This is a genomic window from Leclercia sp. S52, assembly GCF_039727615.1.
In the GTDB taxonomy this organism is placed as follows: Bacteria; Pseudomonadota; Gammaproteobacteria; order Enterobacterales; family Enterobacteriaceae; genus Enterobacter; species Enterobacter adecarboxylatus_B.
Map to the genome: position 1 here is coordinate 858,220 of NZ_CP152474.1, position 20,021 is coordinate 878,240.

The 20,021-nt window shown below is 54.4% G+C and carries 15 protein-coding genes and 2 pseudogenes; 13 read left to right on the forward strand and 4 right to left on the reverse strand.

The annotated features are described in order from the left end of the window. Window positions 1-89: 89 nt before the first annotated feature. A complete protein-coding gene (gene degP, locus AAHB66_RS04035; RefSeq protein ID WP_347115289.1) occupies window positions 90-1,532 on the forward strand; it encodes a serine endoprotease DegP in 1,443 nt (480 codons plus the stop codon). A 160-nt stretch (window positions 1,533-1,692) separates the two neighbouring features. Further along, window positions 1,693-2,850 (forward strand): DNA-binding transcriptional regulator CdaR, encoded by a 1,158-nt coding sequence (gene cdaR / locus AAHB66_RS04040; protein ID WP_039030313.1) that lies wholly within the window; start codon window positions 1,693-1,695, stop codon window positions 2,848-2,850. Between the two features lie 89 nt (window positions 2,851-2,939). Here the strand turns inward: cdaR and AAHB66_RS04045 are convergent, their stop codons facing one another. From AAHB66_RS04045 to map, 4 genes are all read right to left on the reverse strand, one after another. Further along, a complete protein-coding gene (locus tag AAHB66_RS04045) occupies window positions 2,940-3,329 on the reverse strand; it encodes a DUF3461 family protein (protein WP_333855498.1) in 390 nt (129 codons plus the stop codon). Between the two features lie 112 nt (window positions 3,330-3,441). Next, window positions 3,442-4,266 (reverse strand): 2,3,4,5-tetrahydropyridine-2,6-dicarboxylate N-succinyltransferase, encoded by an 825-nt coding sequence (gene dapD / locus AAHB66_RS04050; protein WP_008501915.1) that lies wholly within the window; start codon window positions 4,264-4,266, stop codon window positions 3,442-3,444. A gap of 30 nt (window positions 4,267-4,296) precedes the next feature. Continuing rightward, window positions 4,297-6,972 carry a bifunctional uridylyltransferase/uridylyl-removing protein GlnD gene (gene glnD, locus AAHB66_RS04055; RefSeq protein WP_347115290.1) on the reverse strand — a complete coding sequence of 892 codons (2,676 nt, stop codon included), beginning with the start codon at window positions 6,970-6,972 and terminating at the stop codon, window positions 4,297-4,299. Between the two features lie 63 nt (window positions 6,973-7,035). Beyond that, entirely contained in the window at window positions 7,036-7,830 is a 795-nt protein-coding gene (gene map / locus AAHB66_RS04060; RefSeq protein WP_347115291.1) for a type I methionyl aminopeptidase, read from the reverse strand. Between the two features lie 320 nt (window positions 7,831-8,150). Between map and rpsB the strand changes: the two genes are divergently transcribed. The 11 genes and pseudogenes from rpsB (at window position 8,151) to lpxD (ending at window position 20,010) form a co-directional block, all read left to right on the forward strand. Then, window positions 8,151-8,876, forward strand: coding sequence for a 30S ribosomal protein S2 (gene rpsB, locus AAHB66_RS04065; protein ID WP_103178332.1), 726 nt, complete (start codon window positions 8,151-8,153; stop codon window positions 8,874-8,876). Between the two features lie 117 nt (window positions 8,877-8,993). Continuing rightward, window positions 8,994-9,846: pseudogene (gene tsf, locus AAHB66_RS04070) on the forward strand (translation elongation factor Ts). A 150-nt stretch (window positions 9,847-9,996) separates the two neighbouring features. Beyond that, entirely contained in the window at window positions 9,997-10,722 is a 726-nt protein-coding gene (gene pyrH, locus AAHB66_RS04075) for a UMP kinase (protein ID WP_166181630.1), read from the forward strand. Between the two features lie 167 nt (window positions 10,723-10,889). Beyond that, a complete protein-coding gene (gene frr / locus AAHB66_RS04080; RefSeq protein WP_032616614.1) occupies window positions 10,890-11,447 on the forward strand; it encodes a ribosome recycling factor in 558 nt (185 codons plus the stop codon). 95 nt (window positions 11,448-11,542) lie between these two features. Further along, window positions 11,543-12,742, forward strand: a complete 1,200-nt coding sequence (gene ispC, locus AAHB66_RS04085) for a 1-deoxy-D-xylulose-5-phosphate reductoisomerase (RefSeq protein WP_347115292.1) — start codon at window positions 11,543-11,545, stop codon at window positions 12,740-12,742. A gap of 185 nt (window positions 12,743-12,927) precedes the next feature. Continuing rightward, complete coding sequence (gene ispU, locus AAHB66_RS04090; RefSeq protein ID WP_142488298.1) at window positions 12,928-13,686, forward strand: (2E,6E)-farnesyl-diphosphate-specific ditrans,polycis-undecaprenyl-diphosphate synthase; 759 nt, start codon at window positions 12,928-12,930, stop codon at window positions 13,684-13,686. Between the two features lie 12 nt (window positions 13,687-13,698). After that, window positions 13,699-14,557: pseudogene (gene cdsA / locus AAHB66_RS04095) on the forward strand (phosphatidate cytidylyltransferase). Window positions 14,558-14,568: 11 nt separating this feature from the next. Further along, a complete protein-coding gene (gene rseP, locus AAHB66_RS04100; RefSeq protein ID WP_347115293.1) occupies window positions 14,569-15,921 on the forward strand; it encodes a sigma E protease regulator RseP in 1,353 nt (450 codons plus the stop codon). Window positions 15,922-15,950: 29 nt separating this feature from the next. Then, window positions 15,951-18,368 carry an outer membrane protein assembly factor BamA gene (gene bamA, locus AAHB66_RS04105; RefSeq protein WP_347115294.1) on the forward strand — a complete coding sequence of 806 codons (2,418 nt, stop codon included), beginning with the start codon at window positions 15,951-15,953 and terminating at the stop codon, window positions 18,366-18,368. A gap of 118 nt (window positions 18,369-18,486) precedes the next feature. Continuing rightward, window positions 18,487-18,981 (forward strand): molecular chaperone Skp, encoded by a 495-nt coding sequence (gene skp, locus AAHB66_RS04110; RefSeq protein ID WP_347115295.1) that lies wholly within the window; start codon window positions 18,487-18,489, stop codon window positions 18,979-18,981. Between the two features lie 3 nt (window positions 18,982-18,984). Continuing rightward, a complete protein-coding gene (lpxD, locus tag AAHB66_RS04115) occupies window positions 18,985-20,010 on the forward strand; it encodes a UDP-3-O-(3-hydroxymyristoyl)glucosamine N-acyltransferase (protein ID WP_347115296.1) in 1,026 nt (341 codons plus the stop codon). The last annotated feature ends 11 nt before the right edge of the window (window positions 20,011-20,021 follow it).

Below are 20,021 nucleotides of genomic sequence, written 5' to 3' on the forward strand. Positions count from 1 at the left end.
CCAGAAACTTAATGCCGGAACTAAGCGCGTCGAAACGAATCTGATATACACAGCAATTGTGCGTGACCTGTAAATCGAGATTAAGAAACATGAAAAAAACCACTTTAGCAATGAGTGCACTGGCTCTGAGTTTAGGTTTAGCGTTATCCCCTCTGTCTGCCAGCGCAGCAGAGACCGTCTCTTCCGCAGCCACTGCGCAACAGATGCCAAGCCTGGCACCGATGCTGGAAAAAGTGATGCCGTCGGTGGTGAGTATCAACGTCGAAGGCAGTACCACCGTCAACACGCCGCGTATGCCGCGTAACTTCCAGCAGTTCTTCGGTGATAACTCGCCGTTCTGCCAGGAAGGTTCACCGTTCCAGAGCTCACCGTTCTGCCAGGGCGCTGGTCCGGGCGATGACGGCGGCAATGGCGGCGGCCAGCAGCAGAAGTTTATGGCGCTGGGCTCCGGCGTGATCATTGACGCGGCCAAAGGCTATGTCGTCACCAACAACCACGTGGTGGACAATGCCAGCACCATCAAGGTTCAGCTGAGCGACGGGCGCAAGCTTGACGCGAAAGTCGTCGGGAAAGATCCACGCTCTGATATCGCCCTGATTCAGATTCAGGATCCGAAAAACCTGACCGCGATTAAGCTGGCCGACTCTGACGCGCTGCGCGTCGGGGACTACACCGTGGCGATCGGTAACCCGTTTGGTCTGGGTGAGACGGTCACTTCCGGTATCGTTTCTGCCCTCGGCCGTAGCGGCCTGAACGCAGAAAACTACGAAAACTTTATCCAGACCGATGCGGCGATTAACCGCGGTAACTCCGGTGGTGCGCTGGTCAACCTGAACGGTGAGCTGATCGGGATTAACACCGCGATCCTCGCCCCGGACGGCGGCAACATCGGGATTGGCTTTGCTATCCCAAGCAACATGGTGAAAAACCTGACCGCGCAGATGGTTGAGTTTGGCCAGGTGAAACGCGGCGAGCTGGGGATTCTGGGTACAGAGCTGAACTCCGAGCTGGCGAAAGCGATGAAGGTTGACGCCCAGCGCGGCGCCTTTGTCAGCCAGGTGATGCCAAACTCCTCCGCGGCGAAAGCGGGGATCAAGGCCGGTGACGTCATCACCACCCTGAACGGCAAACCGGTGAGCAGCTTCGCGGCACTGCGTGCGGAAGTCGGCTCCATGCCAGTGGGCAGCAAGGTCTCCCTGGGCCTGCTGCGTGAAGGGAAGCCGGTAACGGTGACGCTGGAACTGCAGCAGAGCAGCCAGCAGAATCAGGCCGGTGCTGCCGCTGTCTTCAGCGGGATCGAAGGTGCGGATATGAGCAACAAAGGCCAGGATAAAGGCGTATCGGTGGATAACGTCAAAGCCAACAGCCCGGCTGCCCGTATCGGCCTGAAGAAAGGGGATGTGATTATTGGTGCCAACCAGCAGCCGATTAAGAACGTCGACGAACTGCGCAAAATTCTCGACAGCAAACCGTCGGTGCTGGCGCTGAACATCCAGCGTGGCGACACCTCCCTCTATCTGCTGATGCAGTAATCTGTTCCGCCCCTGTTTCTGCCTGGAAACAGGGGCTTTTTTCACTCCTTTCTGTGAACCCTCCCACAAGTCCATACTTCTCCCTGTGAGTTTGTGCATTCGCACAATGCGGCCCTGATTAATCTTCCTTATGCTTGAGCTCTGCTCAGAGGAGGGCGACATGGCTGGCTGGCATCTTGATACCAAAATGGCGCAGGATATCGTGGCGCGAACAATGCGCATCATCGACACCAATATCAACGTGATGGATGCACGTGGCCGGATTATTGGCAGTGGCGATCGCGAGCGTATTGGGGAATTGCACGAAGGTGCGCTGTTGGTGCTCTCTCAGGGGCGCGTGGTGGATATTGATGACGCGGTGGCGCGGCATCTGCATGGCGTGCGCCAGGGGATCAACCTGCCGTTGCGTCTGGAAGGCGAGATCGTCGGAGTTATCGGCCTGACCGGCGAGCCAGAATCCTTGCGCAAATACGGCGAGCTGGTCTGTATGACGGCAGAGATGATGCTGGAACAATCCCGCCTGATGCACCTCCTGGCGCAGGACAGCCGCCTGCGTGAAGAGCTGGTCATGAACCTGATTCAGGCAGAAGAACATACCCCGGCGCTGACGGAATGGGCGCAGCGTCTGGGCATCGACCTTAACCAGCCCCGCGTGGTAGCGGTGATCGAGGTCGATAGCGGTCAGTTGGGCGTCGACAGCGCGATGGTGGAGCTACAGCAGCTGCAAAACGCGCTGGCGACGCCGGAGCGCAATAACCTGGTGGCGATCGTCTCGCTGACCGAGATGGTGGTGCTCAAACCGGCGTTAAACCAGTTTGGTCGCTGGGATGCGGAAGATCATCGTCGGCGGGTGGAGCAGCTGATCGCGCGGATGAAAGAGAATGGGCAGCTGCGTTTCCGGGTGGCATTAGGTAACTACTTTACCGGCCCGGGCAGTATTGCCCGCTCCTGGCGTACGGCCCGCACCACGATGATGGTCGGCAAGCAGCGTATGCCGGAAAACCGCAGCTATTTTTATCAGGATTTGATGCTGCCGGTGCTGCTCGACAGCCTGCGCGGCGGCTGGCAGGCCAACGAACTGGCCCGCCCGCTGGTACGTCTGAAAGCGATGGATAACAACGGCCTGTTGCGGCGTACGCTGCAGGCGTGGTTCCGCCATAACGTCCAGCCGCTGGCCACGTCAAAGGCGCTCTTTATTCATCGCAATACGCTGGAGTACCGTCTGAACCGTATTTCGGAGTTAACGGGGCTGGATCTGGGGAATTTTGACGACCGGCTGTTGCTGTATGTGGCGTTGCAACTGGATGAGCAGCGGTGAGGTTGTTTGCCGGGTGGCGGCTGCGCCTTACCCGGCCTACGAAAACATGTAGGCCCGGTAAGCGTAGCGCCACCGGGCAATAAAGCGACTTACTTATTACGGGTCAACTTCTCAAGATCGGCTTCGATTTCGGCGATCTTGTGGGTAACAACGCTTTCCAGATGACGCAGGTCATCCAGGATCTTCCGCTTCAGGTCCACTTCAGTGCGATCGCGCTGGCAAATCTGATCCAACTCATCAATCACATAGCGCAGATTCGGGCTGATCTCCTGCACCTCTTTGTAACCCTGGCCGACGCCATCGGCAACGACAGTTTTACGCTGACGTGGGTACTTGAACTTCACGCTCTTGGCGAAGAACTCGCCTTTATCCTTGTGGAAATAGATTTTCAGGATATCGTTGTTGGCTTCCTGACGGAGGCTGTAACGGTCAATTTCATCAGGATTAGTAATGCCCAGACTTTTCAGATTATCGTACATAGCGGTACCCTTGATCTCAACATAACCCATGAATAATTCACGAAAAAAATCTATTTTCGCCACCCTCAGATATAAAAAAAGCGGGGTTGCCCCCGCTTTTTGTTATACCCGATTAATCGATGGTGCGCAGCAGTTCGTTAATACCCACTTTGCCACGAGTTTTCGCATCGACTTTTTTAACGATGACCGCACAGTAGAGGCTGTATTTGCCATCTTTTGATGGCAGGTTGCCGGAGACCACCACGGAACCCGCCGGTACGCGACCGTAATGCACTTCACCGGTTTCACGATCGTAAATACGGGTGCTCTGGCCGATGTAAACGCCCATGGAGATCACGGAGCCTTCTTCCACGATCACGCCTTCAACCACTTCGGAGCGCGCGCCGATGAAGCAGTTGTCTTCGATGATGGTCGGGTTCGCCTGCAGCGGCTCCAGAACACCACCGATACCCACGCCGCCGGAGAGGTGTACGTTTTTACCGATCTGCGCACAGGAACCTACGGTCGCCCAGGTATCTACCATGGTGCCTTCGTCAACGTAAGCGCCGATGTTCACATAGGATGGCATCAGCACGGTATTGCGGGCAATAAATGCACCCTGGCGCACCGCGGCCGGTGGTACCACGCGGAAACCTTCTTTCTGGAAACGCGCTTCGTCGTAATCAGCGAATTTCATCGGGACTTTATCGAAGTAGCGGCTTTCCGCACCGTCGATAACCTGGTTATCGTTAATACGGAAAGAGAGCAGTACCGCTTTCTTCAGCCACTGGTGAGTGACCCACTGACCGTCGATCTTTTCGGCTACACGCAGCGCGCCGGAATCAAGCAGAGAAATCACCTGATTAACCGCCTCGCGGGTCACGGTATCCACATTTGCCGGAGTAATTTCGGCGCGACGCTCAAAAGCGGACTCAATAACGTTCTGTAACTGCTGCATAGTTCAACTCTTTCCAGGTAAAAAAAAACATCACCCTTTATCGTTTGGATTGAGGGCTGCTGTCAACCGTTGTTGCACTTCCTGTTGCAGGGCATTATTAAGCCCACGACGGTCGGCTGTGGCGATTATAAATAAATCTTCTACTCGCTCGCCAATGGTTGTAATTCTGGCGCCATGCAGCGAAATTCCCAGATCGGCAAACACCTGTCCGACCCGGGCCAGCAGCCCCGGCTGGTCAAGAGCGATCAGCTCGAGGAAAGATTTTCGGTCGGTATGCGTCGGCAGGAAATTGACCTCGGTATCGACGGTAAAGTGGCGCAGTTTGGCCGGCTGTCGACGCGGCTGCGGTGGCTGCCAGCTGTGCTGGGTGATCGCCTGCTCCAGCCCGTAGCGAATCGGCTCGTGACGATCCGCCGACAGCGGACTTCCGTCCGGCTCCAGCACGATAAAAGTATCCATCGCCATACCGTCACGGGTGGTGAAGATTTGCGCGTCGTGCACGCTGAGGTTACGTCGGTCAAGTTCAGCGCAGACCGCGGCAAACAGGTAAGCGCGGTCGGGGCTCCAGATAAAGATCTCCGTTCCCCCGCGGGTGGCCTGCGGGCTGAGCAGGATCAGGGGCTTAGTCAGATCGTGCTGCAGCAGATGGCGGGCATGCCAGGCCAGCTGGTTTGGGCTGTGGCGCACAAAATAATTGGCGCGGCAGCGCGCCCAAATCTGATGCAGCGCCTCTTCATTTATACTCTCCATCCGCAACAGCGCCAGGGCCTGCATCTGGTGATGACGCACGCGTTCGCGCATGTCCGGGGTGCTCTGCATACCGCGACGCAGCTGCTTCTCAGTGGCGAAGTAGAGTTCGCGCAGCAGGCTCTGCTTCCAGCTGTTCCACAGCGTCTCGTTGGTGGCGCAGATGTCGGCTACCGTCAGGCAGACCAGGAAACGCAGGCGATTCTCGGTCTGCACCGCTTCGGCAAACTGTTTGATCACCTCAGGATCCTGAATATCGCGCCGCTGGGCGGTGACCGACATCAGCAGGTGATGGCGTACCAGCCAGGCCACCAGCTGGGTTTCGCGCGAATTGAGTCCGTGCAGCTCGGCGAATTTCAGCACATCTTCCGCGCCGAGGATCGAGTGGTCGCCGCCACGCCCTTTGGCGATATCGTGGAACAGGGCGGCAATCAGGATCAGCTCCGGGTTGGTCAGACGCGGCCAGAGCTCAACGCAGAGTGGGTGGCGGCTGCGCACCTCCTCATTGGCGAAGCTTTCCAGCTTCAGCATCACGCGGATAGTGTGTTCATCAACGGTATAGGCATGAAACAGATCAAACTGCATCTGGCCGACAATATGCGACCACTGGGGCATATAGGCCCAGAGCACGCTATGACGGTGCATCGGCAGCAGCCCGCGGCTGACCGCACCGGGGTGGCGCAGCATGCTCAGGAACAGCGACCGCGCTTCCGGGATATAGCACAAAGGCTGGGTCAGATGGCGGCGGGCGTGGCGCAGGTGGCGCAGGGTGGTGGAGTAGATCCCGGTGATGGTGCTGTTACGCACCATGGCGTAAAACATCCGCAGGATCGCTTCCGGCTTACGGATAAACAGCGTCTCGTCGCGCAGGTCGATTAAGGTGCCGCGCAGCTGGAATTCATCATCAATCGGGCGCGGTTTTTCATCCGCGGTCAGGGCGAGGATCGCCTCGTCGAACAGCTGCAACAGCATCTGATTCAGTTCACCCACGCGACGGGTGACGCGGAAGAAGTCCTTCATCATCTGCTCGACCGGCTCGTTACCCTCACCGCGGTAGTGCAGGCGCTGGGCGACGCTCAGCTGACGGTCAAACAGCAGACGATTGTCGTAGCGGGTCACTTCGAGATGCAGGGCAAAACGGATGCGCCACAGCAGATGCAGACACTCATTCAGCTCGGTCCGTTCGGCTTCGGTGAGAAAGCCAAAGCCGACCATCTCATCCAGCGAGGTAGCGCCGAAATGGCGGCGGGCGACCCACTGCAGGGTATGGATATCGCGCAGGCCGCCGGGGCTGCTTTTGATATCCGGCTCCAGGTTGTAGCTGGTGCCGTGGTAGCGCTGGTGGCGCACCTGTTGCTCATCGACCTTGGCGGCGAAGAACTTCTCCGACGGCCAGAAGCCGTCGCTGAAAATGTGCTTTTGCAGTTCTAGGAACAGGGCTACGTCGCCAATCAGCAGGCGCGTTTCAATCAGGTTGGTGGCGACGGTGAGATCGGATAAGCCCTCGAGCAGACACTCTTCCAGGGTGCGCACGCTGTGGCCGATTTCAAGCTTAACGTCCCACAGCAGGGTCAGCAGTTCGCCGATTTTCTGCGCCTGTTCGTCCGGCAGCTTTTTCCGGCTCAGGATCAGCAGGTCGATATCCGAAAGCGGGTGCAGCTCGCCGCGGCCATAGCCGCCGACGGCGACCAGCGCCACATCGCCCAGTTGGCCAAAACCGTAATCAATCCACAGGCGCTGCAGGAGCTGATCGATGAATTCCGTGCGCGCTTCGATAAGCGCTTCGGCGGAGATGCCGCTGTCAAAGGCATCGCCCAGCCAGCGCTGGAAGGTATCGATATGTGCTTTAATGCCGGCGCAGGTCAGCTCGGCCGTCGGCCAGACGCCGGGGTTATCCGGCTGACCGGGCAGGGTGGGGAGTGCCGTATTGGCATACTGTTCGGGTAAAAGGTTACTCATTGCGCGCCACCCATAAGAAAAAACGATAGCCATTAAAAAAAGCCGGCATTCGCCGGCTTCTTATCATGCGTCTTGCGAGAGTATCGCCGGGATGGTGTCATCCTTGCGTAACGTCAGAATTTCGCAGCCGTTGTCGGTCACCACAATAGTATGCTCGTACTGGGCAGACAAGCTCCGGTCTTTGGTTTTCACCGTCCAGCCATCTTTCATGGTACGGATGCGGTAGTCGCCGGAGTTGACCATCGGCTCGATGGTAAAGGTCATGCCCGCCTGCAGCACCACGCCGCCGTCATCTGCATCATAGTGCAGAACCTGCGGCTCTTCGTGGAAGACACGGCCAATACCGTGACCGCAGTATTCGCGTACTACGGAGAAACCTTCTGCTTCAACGAATTTCTGGATAGCCGCACCGAGGGTACGCAGACGAATACCTGGCTTGACCATCTTCAGGGCCAGGTAGAGGCTCTCCTGGGTCACTTTACACAGGCGCTCGCCCAGAATGGTCGGTTTGCCAACGATGAACATTTTGGAGGTGTCACCGTGATACTCGTCTTTAATGACGGTTACGTCGATGTTGACGATGTCGCCATCTTTCAGCAGCTTTTCGTCATCCGGGATGCCGTGGCAAACCACTTCATTAATAGAGATACACACGGATTTCGGGAAGCCGTGGTAGCCAAGGCAGGCGGAGACTGCCTGCTGCTCATTTACGATGTAATCATTGCAGATGCGATCCAGCTCGCCGGTGCTGACGCCCGGTTTGACGAACGGTTCGATCATTTCCAGCACTTCAGCGGCCAGACGACCGGCGACGCGCATCTTTTCAATTTCTTCAGGTGTCTTAATAGAGATAGCCATGTAATCTGTCCATCAGTGTCGTTTTTTTCGACAATACTAGTCTAAGTGTTGTCAATGGTATCAGTCTGGCGCACATGCTGCCAAATTGAGATTCCTTCACCGCACACACCGCCAACAATTGTTGGTTTCGGGTAGCATTTTGTGGTATAAAGCGCGCCGGACTTCCGATCCATTTCAGATACACAGGATGGACGGGAGCGACAAATCTCACTTTGTGTAACAACACACACGTATCGGCACATATTCCGGGGTGCCCTTTGGGGTCGGTAATATGGGATACGTGGAGGCATAACCCCAACTTTTAAATAGAGGTTTTAAACATGGCAACTGTTTCCATGCGCGACATGCTCAAGGCTGGTGTTCACTTCGGTCACCAGACCCGTTACTGGAACCCGAAAATGAAGCCTTTCATCTTCGGCGCGCGTAACAAAGTTCACATCATCAACCTTGAGAAAACTGTACCAATGTTCAACGAAGCCCTGGCTGAGCTGAACAAGATCTCTTCCCGTAAAGGTAAGATTCTGTTCGTTGGTACTAAGCGCGCTGCAAGCGAAGCTGTGAAAGAAGCTGCTAACAGCTGCGACCAGTTCTTCGTGAACCATCGCTGGCTGGGCGGTATGCTGACCAACTGGAAAACCGTTCGTCAGTCTATCAAGCGCCTGAAAGATCTGGAAACCCAGTCTCAGGACGGTACTTTCGAAAAGCTGACCAAAAAAGAAGCGCTGATGCGCACTCGTGAGCTGGACAAGCTGGAAAACAGCCTGGGCGGTATCAAAGATATGGGCGGCCTGCCAGACGCGCTGTTCGTTATCGATGCTGACCACGAGCACATCGCAATCAAAGAAGCTAACAACCTGGGTATCCCAGTATTCGCAATCGTTGATACCAACTCCGATCCGGACGGTGTTGACTTCGTTATCCCGGGTAACGACGATGCAATCCGTGCTGTTAGCCTGTACCTGAGCGCTGTAGCTACTACCGTTCGTGAAGGCCGTTCCCAGGATCTGGCTTCTCAGGCGGAAGAAAGCTTCGTAGAAGCTGAATAATAAGGTTCTACCCCTTATTAGTACCGTGTATGAATAGGGGCCCATTATCGGCCCCTTTTTTCAATTTATACTGTTTGGCTTCTGGCCGGGCAGTTCACACCTCCCGAGGATTTAAGAATGGCTGAAATTACCGCATCCCTGGTAAAAGAGCTGCGTGAGCGTACTGGCGCAGGCATGATGGATTGCAAAAAAGCGCTGACCGAAGCGAACGGCGACATCGAGCTGGCAATCGAAAACATGCGTAAATCTGGTGCGATCAAAGCAGCTAAAAAAAGCAGGCAACGTTGCTGCTGACGGCGTGATCATCACTAAGATCGACGGCACCTACGGCATCATTCTGGAAGTTAACTGCCAGACTGACTTCGTTGCTAAAGATGGCGGTTTCCAGGCATTTGCTAACAAAGTACTGGACGCAGCTATTGCTGGCAAAATCACCGACGTTGAAGTTCTGAAAGCACAGTTCGAAGAAGAGCGTGTTGCACTGGTTGCTAAAATCGGTGAGAACATCAACATCCGTCGCGTTTCTTCCCTGGAAGGCGAAGTACTGGGTTCATACCAGCACGGCGCACGTATCGGTGTTCTGGTTGCGGCTAAAGGCGCTGACGAAGAGCTGGTTAAACAGCTGGCAATGCACATCGCTGCAAGCAAGCCAGAATTCGTTAAGCCAGAAGACGTGTCTGCTGAAGTAGTAGAAAAAGAGTACCAGGTTCAGCTGGACATCGCCATGCAGTCTGGCAAGCCAAAAGAAATCGCAGAGAAAATGGTTGAAGGCCGCATGAAGAAATTCACCGGCGAAGTTTCTCTGACTGGCCAGCCATTCGTTATGGATCCAAGCAAAACTGTTGCTCAGCTGCTGAAAGAGCACAACGCTGACGTAACTGGCTTCATCCGCTTCGAAGTGGGCGAAGGCATCGAGAAAGTTGAGACTGACTTCGCAGCAGAAGTTGCTGCAATGTCCAAGCAGTCTTAATCAGCGAAAAGAAGCCGCCTGAGGGCGGCTTCTTTTTGTGTACGTTATGTGTAAATCAGCCAGATGCCTATAGTGTCTGTGTTGAGATGCGATATATCATGTCGCCAGAATTAACCCCATCTTAATCGTTGACAGTCCCAGGAAAGAAATATGGCTACCAATGCAAAACCCGTTTACAAACGCATTCTGCTTAAGCTGAGTGGCGAAGCGCTGCAAGGGTCGGAAGGCTTCGGTATTGACGCAAGCATCCTTGACCGCATGGCGCAGGAAATCAAAGAACTGGTTGAACTGGGCATCCAGGTTGGCGTAGTCATTGGCGGTGGTAACCTTTTCCGTGGCGCGGGTCTGGCAAAAGCAGGCATGAATCGCGTGGTGGGCGACCACATGGGTATGCTGGCAACGGTCATGAATGGCCTGGCTATGCGTGATGCACTGCATCGTGCCTATGTGAATGCACGCCTGATGTCCGCTATTCCGTTGAATGGCGTGTGTGATAACTACAGCTGGGCCGAAGCCATCAGCCTGCTGCGCAACAACCGCGTGGTGATCCTCTCCGCCGGTACGGGTAACCCGTTCTTTACCACCGATTCAGCGGCCTGCCTGCGCGGTATCGAGATCGAAGCCGATGTGGTACTGAAAGCGACCAAAGTGGATGGCGTGTTTACAGCCGATCCGGCAAAAGATCCTGCTGCGACCATGTACGATCAGCTCTCCTACAGCGAAGTGCTGGATAAAGAGCTGAAAGTGATGGATCTTGCCGCCTTCACGCTGGCTCGCGACCACAAACTGCCGATCCGTGTCTTCAACATGAACAAACCTGGCGCGCTGCGTCGTGTGGTCATGGGTGAAAAAGAAGGCACTTTGATCACGGAATAATTTCCGTCGACGATAAATACAGGTAAGATTCCGCTTTACTTTGTAGTGATATCTTACCTGGACGCGCCTTTGGCGTTGTCATGAATTAAACGCGACTATACTTAGCACACCTGTAGCGATGTGCTGGTGGATAGTCTGCCTGAGACAAGTTTCCAAGGATTCGTAACGTGATTAACGACATCAGAAAAGATGCTGAAGTACGCATGGACAAATGCGTAGAAGCGTTCAAAACCCAAATCAGCAAAATCCGTACTGGCCGTGCTTCTCCAAGCCTGCTGGATGGTATCGTCGTGGAATACTACGGTACGCCAACCCCACTGCGTCAGCTGGCGCAGGTGACGGTAGAAGATACCCGTACGCTGAAAATCAACGTCTTCGATCGTTCAATGGGCCCGGCCGTTGAGAAAGCCATCATGGCGTCCGATCTGGGTCTGAACCCAAGCTCTGCAGGCACGGATATCCGTGTTCCACTGCCAGCGCTGACCGAAGAGCGTCGTAAAGATCTGATCAAAGTGGTACGTGGTGAAGCAGAGCAGGGCCGTGTGGCCGTGCGTAACGTTCGCCGTGACGCGAACGATAAAGTGAAAGCGCTGCTGAAAGATAAAGAGATCAGCGAAGATGACGATCGCCGCTCTCAGGACGATGTACAGAAACTGACCGATGCGGCTATCAAGAAACTTGATGCGGCGCTGGCAGAAAAAGAAGCGGAACTGATGCAGTTCTGATTTCTGACGTACTCTGATAAAACGCCGTACAGAAGGCCCGATGGGCTTTGCTGGCGGCGTTTTGCTTTGCTGGTTTCACTACTTCTGGACAATTCATGAAGCAATTAACACTCCTCGGCTCAACCGGCTCTATCGGTTGCAGCACGCTCGACGTCGTTCGCCACAATCCTGAACACTACACCGTGGCCGCGCTGGTGGCCGGGAAAAACGTTCAGCGTATGGTTGAGCAGTGTCTCGAGTTTTCGCCACGCTATGCGGTTATGGACGACGAGGAGAGTGCTCGCCAGGTAAAAGCGTTGCTGACAGAGCACAGCAGTCGGACCGAGGTATTAAGCGGTCAGCAGGCTGCCTGCGACATGGCCGCCCTGGATGACGTAGACCAGGTGATGGCGGCCATCGTGGGTGCTGCAGGCCTGCTGCCGACACTGGCGGCAATTGATGCCGGGAAAACGGTGTTGCTGGCCAACAAAGAGTCGCTGGTGACCTGCGGACGCCTGTTTATGGAGGCGGTGAAGCAGCGCGGCGCGCAACTTTTGCCGGTAGATAGCGAACATAACGCTATTTTTCAGAGTTTACCGCAACCGTTTCAGCAAAACCTGGGGTACGCTGATCTGGAGCAGAATGGTGTCTCTTCTATCCTGCTTACCGGGTCTGGTGGCCCGTTCCGTGATACGCCATTGTCTGACCTGGTCTCAATGACCCCGGATCAGGCCTGTCGTCATCCGAACTGGTCGATGGGGCGTAAAATCTCCGTTGATTCTGCCACCATGATGAATAAAGGTCTGGAATACATTGAAGCCCGCTGGTTGTTTAACGCCTCGGCAGCGCAGATGGAAGTGTTGATTCACCCGCAGTCGGTGATCCACTCCATGGTCCGTTATCGGGATGGCAGCGTGATGGCGCAGTTGGGCGAACCCGATATGCGTACGCCTATCGCCCATACGATGGCGTGGCCCAACCGCGTGGTCTCCGGCGTTAAGCCGCTCGACTTCTGCAAATTAAGTGCGCTGACGTTCAGTGCGCCGGATTATCAGCGCTATCCGTGCCTGAAGCTGGCAATGGAGGCATTCGAGCAGGGACAAGCGGCGACAACCGCCCTCAATGCGGCGAACGAAATTGCTGTCGCCGCCTTCCTCGAACAGCGGATCCGCTTTACGGATATCGCTGCGTTGAACCTGTCTGTTCTTGAGGCGATGGATCTACGCGAGCCGCAGAGTGTGGATGATGTGCTGACCGTCGATGCGAATGCCAGGCTCACGGCGCAAAAAGCGGTGACGCACCTCGCAAGCTGGTGATAATCCAGCCGCGTGTGGTCATGCTATTTGTTAGCGTTGGGCTTCAGTGATATAGTCTGCGCCACCTGATTACGGGTAGTTGACGTTACGTGGTCAGGTAAGCCGTGGTATGACACGGCTTTTTTACGTAAAGGCTTCAGTATTCCTGAGTACCGTTAAATCCTTTCAGGGACCAAAAACGCGTTATGTTGTCTGCGAATCAACCAATAAGCGAGAACTTGCCAGCACATGGCTGTCGTCATGTAGCAATCATCATGGATGGCAATGGCCGCTGGGCGAAAAGACAAGGGAAGATCCGAGCCTTTGGGCATAAAGCTGGGGCGAAATCTGTGCGCCGCGCCGTTTCTTTTGCCGCCAATAACGGCATTGACGCGTTAACGCTCTATGCTTTCAGCAGTGAAAACTGGAATCGACCTGCGCAGGAAGTTAGCGCGTTGATGGAATTGTTCGTGTGGGCGCTCGACAGCGAAGTAAAAAGCCTGCACCGCCACAACGTTCGCCTGCGTATTATCGGCGATACCAGTCGTTTTAACTCACGTCTCCAGGAACGCATTCGTAAAGCGGAAGCGTTGACCGGTCAAAACACCGGCTTAACGCTCAATATCGCGGCGAATTATGGCGGACGTTGGGATATTGTCCAGGGTGTACGGCATTTGGCTGAACAGGTTCAGGAAGGGCTATTACAGCCGGACCAGATTGATGAAGAGGCGCTGAGTCAGCAAATCTGCATGAGTGAACTGACACCCGTGGATTTAGTAATTAGGACAGGGGGAGAACATCGCATCAGTAACTTTTTGCTGTGGCAAATTGCCTACGCCGAACTTTACTTTACAGATGTTCTTTGGCCCGATTTTGATGAACAAGACTTTGAAGGTGCGCTGCATGCCTTTGCCAATCGAGAGCGTCGTTTCGGTGGTACCGAGCCTGGTGGCGACAACGCCTGATGGGGGTAGCTTTTGCTGAAGTATCGCCTGATTTCTGCGTTTGTTTTAATACCTGTTGTCATCGCGGCGCTGTTTTTACTGCCACCGGTGGGCTTCGCTATTGTCACACTGGTCGTGTGCATGCTGGCAGCGTGGGAATGGGGGCAGCTTAGCGGCTTTACCTCGCGTTCTCAGCGGGTATGGCTGGCGGTGCTGTGTGGGCTGATGCTGGCGCTGATGCTCTTTATGCTGCCAGAGTACCATCACAATATTCATCAGCCGATAATAGCGGGTTCGCTCTGGCTTTCGCTGGGATGGTGGCTGGCAGCACTGCTGCTGGTGCTCTTCTATCCCGGCTCTGCGTCGCTATGGCGTAATTCTAAAATAATGCGCCTTTGCTTTGGGCTGTTCACCATCGTTCCTTTCTTCTGGGGAATGCTTGCCCTCCGTACCTGGCACTACGACGACAACCCTTACAGCGGGGCGTTATGGCTGCTTTATGTCATGATTCTCGTTTGGGGGGGCTGACTCTGGCGCCTATATGTTTGGTAAACTGTTTGGCAAACATAAACTGGCGCCAAAGGTCTCTCCTGGGAAAACCTGGCAGGGCTTTATCGGCGGGCTGTTTACAGCGGCGATTATCTCCTGGGGTTATGGCGTATGGGCCAACCTTGAGGTCGCACCGGCAACATTATTGGTCTGTTCTATTGTCGCAGCGCTGGCTTCCGTGCTGGGTGATTTGACCGAAAGTATGTTTAAGCGTGAAGCAGGGATCAAAGACAGTGGCAATCTTATTCCAGGGCACGGCGGTATCCTGGATCGCATAGACAGCCTGACGGCGGCAGTTCCCGTGTTTGCTTGCCTGTTTTTGCTGGTGTTTGGGACGATTTAACGGAAGGTTTTATGCTTAGCATTCTCTGGAATCTGGCGGCGTTCATTGTTGCACTGGGTGTACTTATCACGGTGCATGAATTTGGCCATTTCTGGGTTGCTCGGCGCTGTGGCGTACGGGTAGAGCGCTTTTCAATTGGCTTTGGGAAAGCGCTCTGGCGTCGTAACGATCGCCACGGCACAGAATTTATTATTGCCCTTATCCCACTCGGCGGCTACGTCAAAATGTTGGATGAGCGCGTAGAGCCAGTGGCGCCCGAAGTGCGCCACTACGCGTTCAACAACAAAACCGTCGGCCAGCGCGCCGCGATCATTGCTGCCGGTCCGGTGGCAAACTTCATCTTCGCCATCTTTGCCTACTGGCTGGTGTTTATCATCGGTGTCCCTGGCGTTCGTCCGGTTGTTGGCGAAATTACACCCAACTCCATCGCGGCAAGCGCGCAAATTAATCCGGGCATGGAACTTAAAGCGATTGATGGCATCGAAACCCCTGATTGGGATGCCGTGCGGTTACAACTGGTTGCCAAAATTGGTGACGAGCAGACCACCGTCAGCGTGTCACCTTTCGGTTCCAGTACGCGTCAGGATAAAATCCTGAATTTACGCAACTGGACCTTTGAGCCAGATAAGGAAGATCCCGTTGCGGCGCTAGGCATTCGTCCACGCGGCCCACAGATTGAACCGGTGCTGGCAGAAGTCCAGTCTGATTCCGCAGCGCGTAAAGCAGGTTTGCAAGCGGGCGACAGGATCGTTAAAGTCGATGGTCAACCTTTAACGCAGTGGATGACCTTTGTTACTCTGGTGCGTGATAATCCAGGTACGCCGCTGGCGCTGGAGATAGAAAGGCAGGGGAGCCCGCTCTCCTTAACGCTTATCCCGGATACCAAACCGGGCGGTGGAAAGGCAGAAGGGTTTGCAGGCGTAGTGCCGAAAGTGATCCCGCTGCCTGATGAGTACAAGACAATACGCCAGTATGGGCCGTTCAGTGCCATCCTTGAAGCCACGGATAAAACATGGCAACTGATGAAACTGACCGTGCAAATGCTGGGGAAATTGATTACCGGTGACGTAAAACTGAACAACCTCAGTGGGCCGATTTCGATCGCTCAGGGGGCTGGGATGTCAGCAGAGTTCGGGGTGATTTACTATCTCATGTTTCTTGCGCTCATTAGCGTGAACCTCGGGATAATCAACCTGTTCCCACTGCCTGTTTTAGACGGGGGTCATCTGCTGTTTTTAGCGATTGAGAAGCTAAAAGGCGGGCCGGTATCCGAGCGAGTTCAAGACTTTAGTTATCGCATTGGTTCGATTTTACTGGTGCTGTTAATGGGGCTTGCACTTTTCAATGATTTCTCTCGGTTGTAAGAGAGTGTTAGGAAGAACGCATAATAACGATGGCGATGAAAAAGTTGCTCATAGCGTCGCTGCTGTTTAGCAGCGCGACCGTATACGGTGCTGACGGGTTCGTAGTGAAAGATATTCATTTCGAAGGCCTTCAGCGTGTCGCCGTTGGTGCGGCCCTCCTCAGTATGCCAGTGCGCCCAGGCGACACGGTTAATGATGAAGACATTAGTAATACCATTCGCGCCCTGTTTGCCACCGGCAACTTCGAGGACGTTCGCGTTCTGCGCGATGGTGACACGCTGCTGGTTCAGGTAAAAGAGCGTCCAACGATTGCCAGCATCACCTTCTCCGGCAACAAGTCGGTGAAAGATGACATGCTCAAGCAAAATCTTGAGGCCTCTGGCGTGCGTGTCGGCGAATCTCTGGATCGCACCACCCTCTCTGATATCGAGAAAGGGCTGGAAGATTTCTACTACAGCGTCGGTAAATACAGCGCGAGCGTGAAGGCGGTGGTGACTCCGCTGCCACGTAATCGTGTCGATCTGAAGCTGGTGTTCCAGGAAGGCGTTTCCGCGAAGATTCAGCAGATCAACATCGTCGGTAACCATGCATTCAGCACCGATGAGCTGATCTCCACCTTCCAGCTGCGTGACGAAGTGCCGTGGTGGAACGTGGTGGGCGACCGCAAATACCAGAAACAGAAACTGGCGGGCGATCTCGAGACCTTGCGCAGCTACTATCTGGACCGCGGCTACGCGCGCTTCAACATCGACTCGACGCAGGTCAGCCTGACGCCGGACAAAAAAGGCATCTACATCACCGTTAACATTACCGAAGGCGATCAGTACAAGCTTTCTGGTGTGGAAGTGAGTGGTAACCTCGCGGGTCACTCTGCCGAGATCGAAAGCCTGACCAAACTGCAGCCGGGTGAACTCTATAGCGGCGCGAAAGTGACCAAAATGGAAGACGGCATTAAAAAGCTGCTCGGCCGTTATGGTTATGCTTACCCGCGCGTGCAGACTCAGCCTGAAATCAACGATACGGATAAAACCGTTAAGCTCCACGTTAACGTCGATGCGGGTAACCGTTTCTACGTACGTAAGATCCGCTTCGAAGGCAACGATACCTCTAAAGATGCCGTTCTGCGCCGCGAAATGCGCCAGATGGAAGGGGCGTGGCTGGGCAGCGATCTGGTCGATCAGGGTAAAGAGCGTCTGAACCGTCTGGGTTATTTCGAAACCGTCGACACTGACACGCAGCGCGTGCCGGGTAAACCGGACCAGGTAGACGTCGTCTACAAGGTCAAAGAGCGTAATACCGGTAGCTTCAACTTTGGTGTCGGTTACGGCACGGAAAGTGGCGTCAGCTTCCAGGTGGGCGTGCAGCAGGATAACTGGTTAGGCACCGGCTATTCTGTGGGTATCAACGGTACCAAGAACGACTACCAGACCTACTCTGAACTCTCCGTTACTAACCCTTACTTCACCGTTGATGGTGTAAGTCTGGGTGGTCGTATCTTCTATAACGACTTTAAAGCGGATGATGCGGACCTGTCTTCGTATACCAACAAAAGCTACGGTGTTGATGGTACGCTCGGCTTCCCGATTAACGAGTACAACACTCTGCGTGCTGGCTTAGGTTATGTGCATAACGACCTGTCCAACATGCAGCCGCAGGTAGCAATGTGGCGTTATCTGGACTCTATCGGACAGTCTGCCAGCACCTCGAATGATGACAACGGCTTTGCCGCAGATGACTTCACCTTCAACTATGGCTGGACGTACAACCGCCTCGACCGTGGTTTCTTCCCGACCGAAGGTTCGCGCGTCAACCTGAACGGTAAAGTCACGGTTCCGGGCTCTGATAATGAGTTCTATAAAGTCACCCTCGATACCGCGTCCTACTTCCCGATCGACGAAGATCATAAATGGGTCGTTCTGGGTCGTACGCGCTGGGGTTACGGCGACGGCTTAGGTGGTAAAGAGTTGCCATTCTATGAGAACTTCTACGCGGGCGGCTCAAGCACCGTACGTGGCTTCCAGTCCAACAACATTGGTCCGAAAGCCGCATATTACGGCGGAAACGACGAAGATAACTGCGATAAGGCTTCATCGAGCGAAGTCTGTAGCTCTGATGATGCAGTCGGTGGTAACGCCATGGGCGTCGCCAGCCTGGAGTTTATTACTCCTACGCCGTTTATCAGCGATAAGTATGCCAATTCCGTACGTACCTCCTTCTTCCTGGATGCGGGTACCGTATGGGATACTAACTGGGAAAATACCAGTGCGACCAGAGCTGCAGGCATTCCGGACTACAGCGATCCGAGCAATATTCGTATGTCTGCCGGTCTCGCACTACAATGGATGTCACCGCTGGGGCCGTTGGTCTTCTCCTACGCCCAGCCGTTTAAGAAATACGAGGGAGACAAAGCGGAGCAGTTCCAGTTTAACATTGGTAAAACCTGGTAATTGTCCGTCGCAATGGAATGCGTTGGCAGTGTAGCGCTGACAACTGGCGATCGCAGGATCGCCTTGCCACGCAAAGAACGGTACCTTCGGGTACCAATGGGATGGTAAGGAGTTAATTGTGAAAAAGTGGTTATTAGCTGCAGGTCTCGGTTTAGCGATGGCAACTTCTGCTCAGGCAGCGGACAAAATTGCAATCGTCAATATGGGTAACTTGTTCCAGCAGGTTGCGCAGAAAACAGGTGTTTCTGCCACTCTGGAAAACGAGTTCAAAGGCCGTGCAAGCGAACTGCAGGGTATGGAAAAAGATCTGCAATCCAAAATGCAGCGTCTGCAGCGCGATGGTTCTACCATGAAAGCGAGCGACCGTAGCAAACTGGAAAAAGACGTAATGGCTCAGCGTCAGACTTTCTCTCAGAAAGCGCAAGCTTTTGAGCAGGATCGTCAGCGCCGTTCTAACGAAGAACGTGGCAAGCTGGTTACCCGTATCCAGTCCGCTGTGAAAGCTGTTGCCGCCGATCAGAACATCGATCTGGTTGTTGATGGCAACGCTGTTGCATTCAACAGCAGCGATGTTAAAGACATCACCGCTGATGTCCTGAAACAGGTTAAATAAGTAATGCCTTCAATTCGACTCGCTGATTTAGCTCAGCAGTTGGATGCAGAATTACACGGTGATGGCGATATCGTCATCACCGCTGTTGCGTCCATGCAGTCTGCTAAAGCAGGCACTATCACCTTCATGGTAAGCCCGAAGTACCGTGAACATCTGGCGCTTTGCCAGGCGTCTGCTGTCGTACTGACGCAGGACGATTTGCTGTTTGCCGCAGGTGCTGCGCTGGTAGTGAAGAATCCCTACCTGACGTATGCCCGTATGGCACAAATTCTTGATACCACGCCGCAGCCGGCACAGAACATCGCACCCAGTGCGGTGATTGATCCGACGGCGCAGCTGGGTAACAACGTATCAATTGGTGCTAATGCGGTTATCGAATCAGACGTCGTGCTGGGCGATAACGTGGTGATTGGTGCCGGTTGCTTCGTGGGTAAAAAAACAAAAATTGGTGCAGGCTCCCGCCTGTGGGCCAATGTCTCCGTTTACCATGAGATCGAAATCGGTCAACACTGCCTGATCCAGTCCAGCACCGTCATTGGCGCGGATGGTTTCGGGTATGCGAACGATCGTGGTAACTGGGTGAAGATCCCGCAGCTGGGCCGGGTGATCATCGGCGATCGCGTCGAAATTGGCGCATGCACTACCATTGACCGTGGTGCGCTTGATGACACGATTATCGGTAATGGTGTTATCATCGATAACCAGTGCCAGATTGCACATAACGTTGTGATTGGCGACAATACCGCGGTTGCCGGTGGCGTTATTATGGCAGGCAGCCTGAAGATTGGCCGTTACTGTATGATTGGCGGTGCCAGCGTCATTAACGGGCATATGGAAATATGCGATAAAGTCACGGTTACAGGGATGGGCATGGTTATGCGTCCTATCACCGAACCGGGCGTCTACTCCTCAGGCATACCGTTGCAGCCTAACAAGGCGTGGCGTAAAACTGCTGCCCTGGTGATGAATATTGATGATATGAGCAAGCGCCTCAAGGCTATTGAGCGCAAAATCGATCAACAAGACTAAGCGTTCACCCG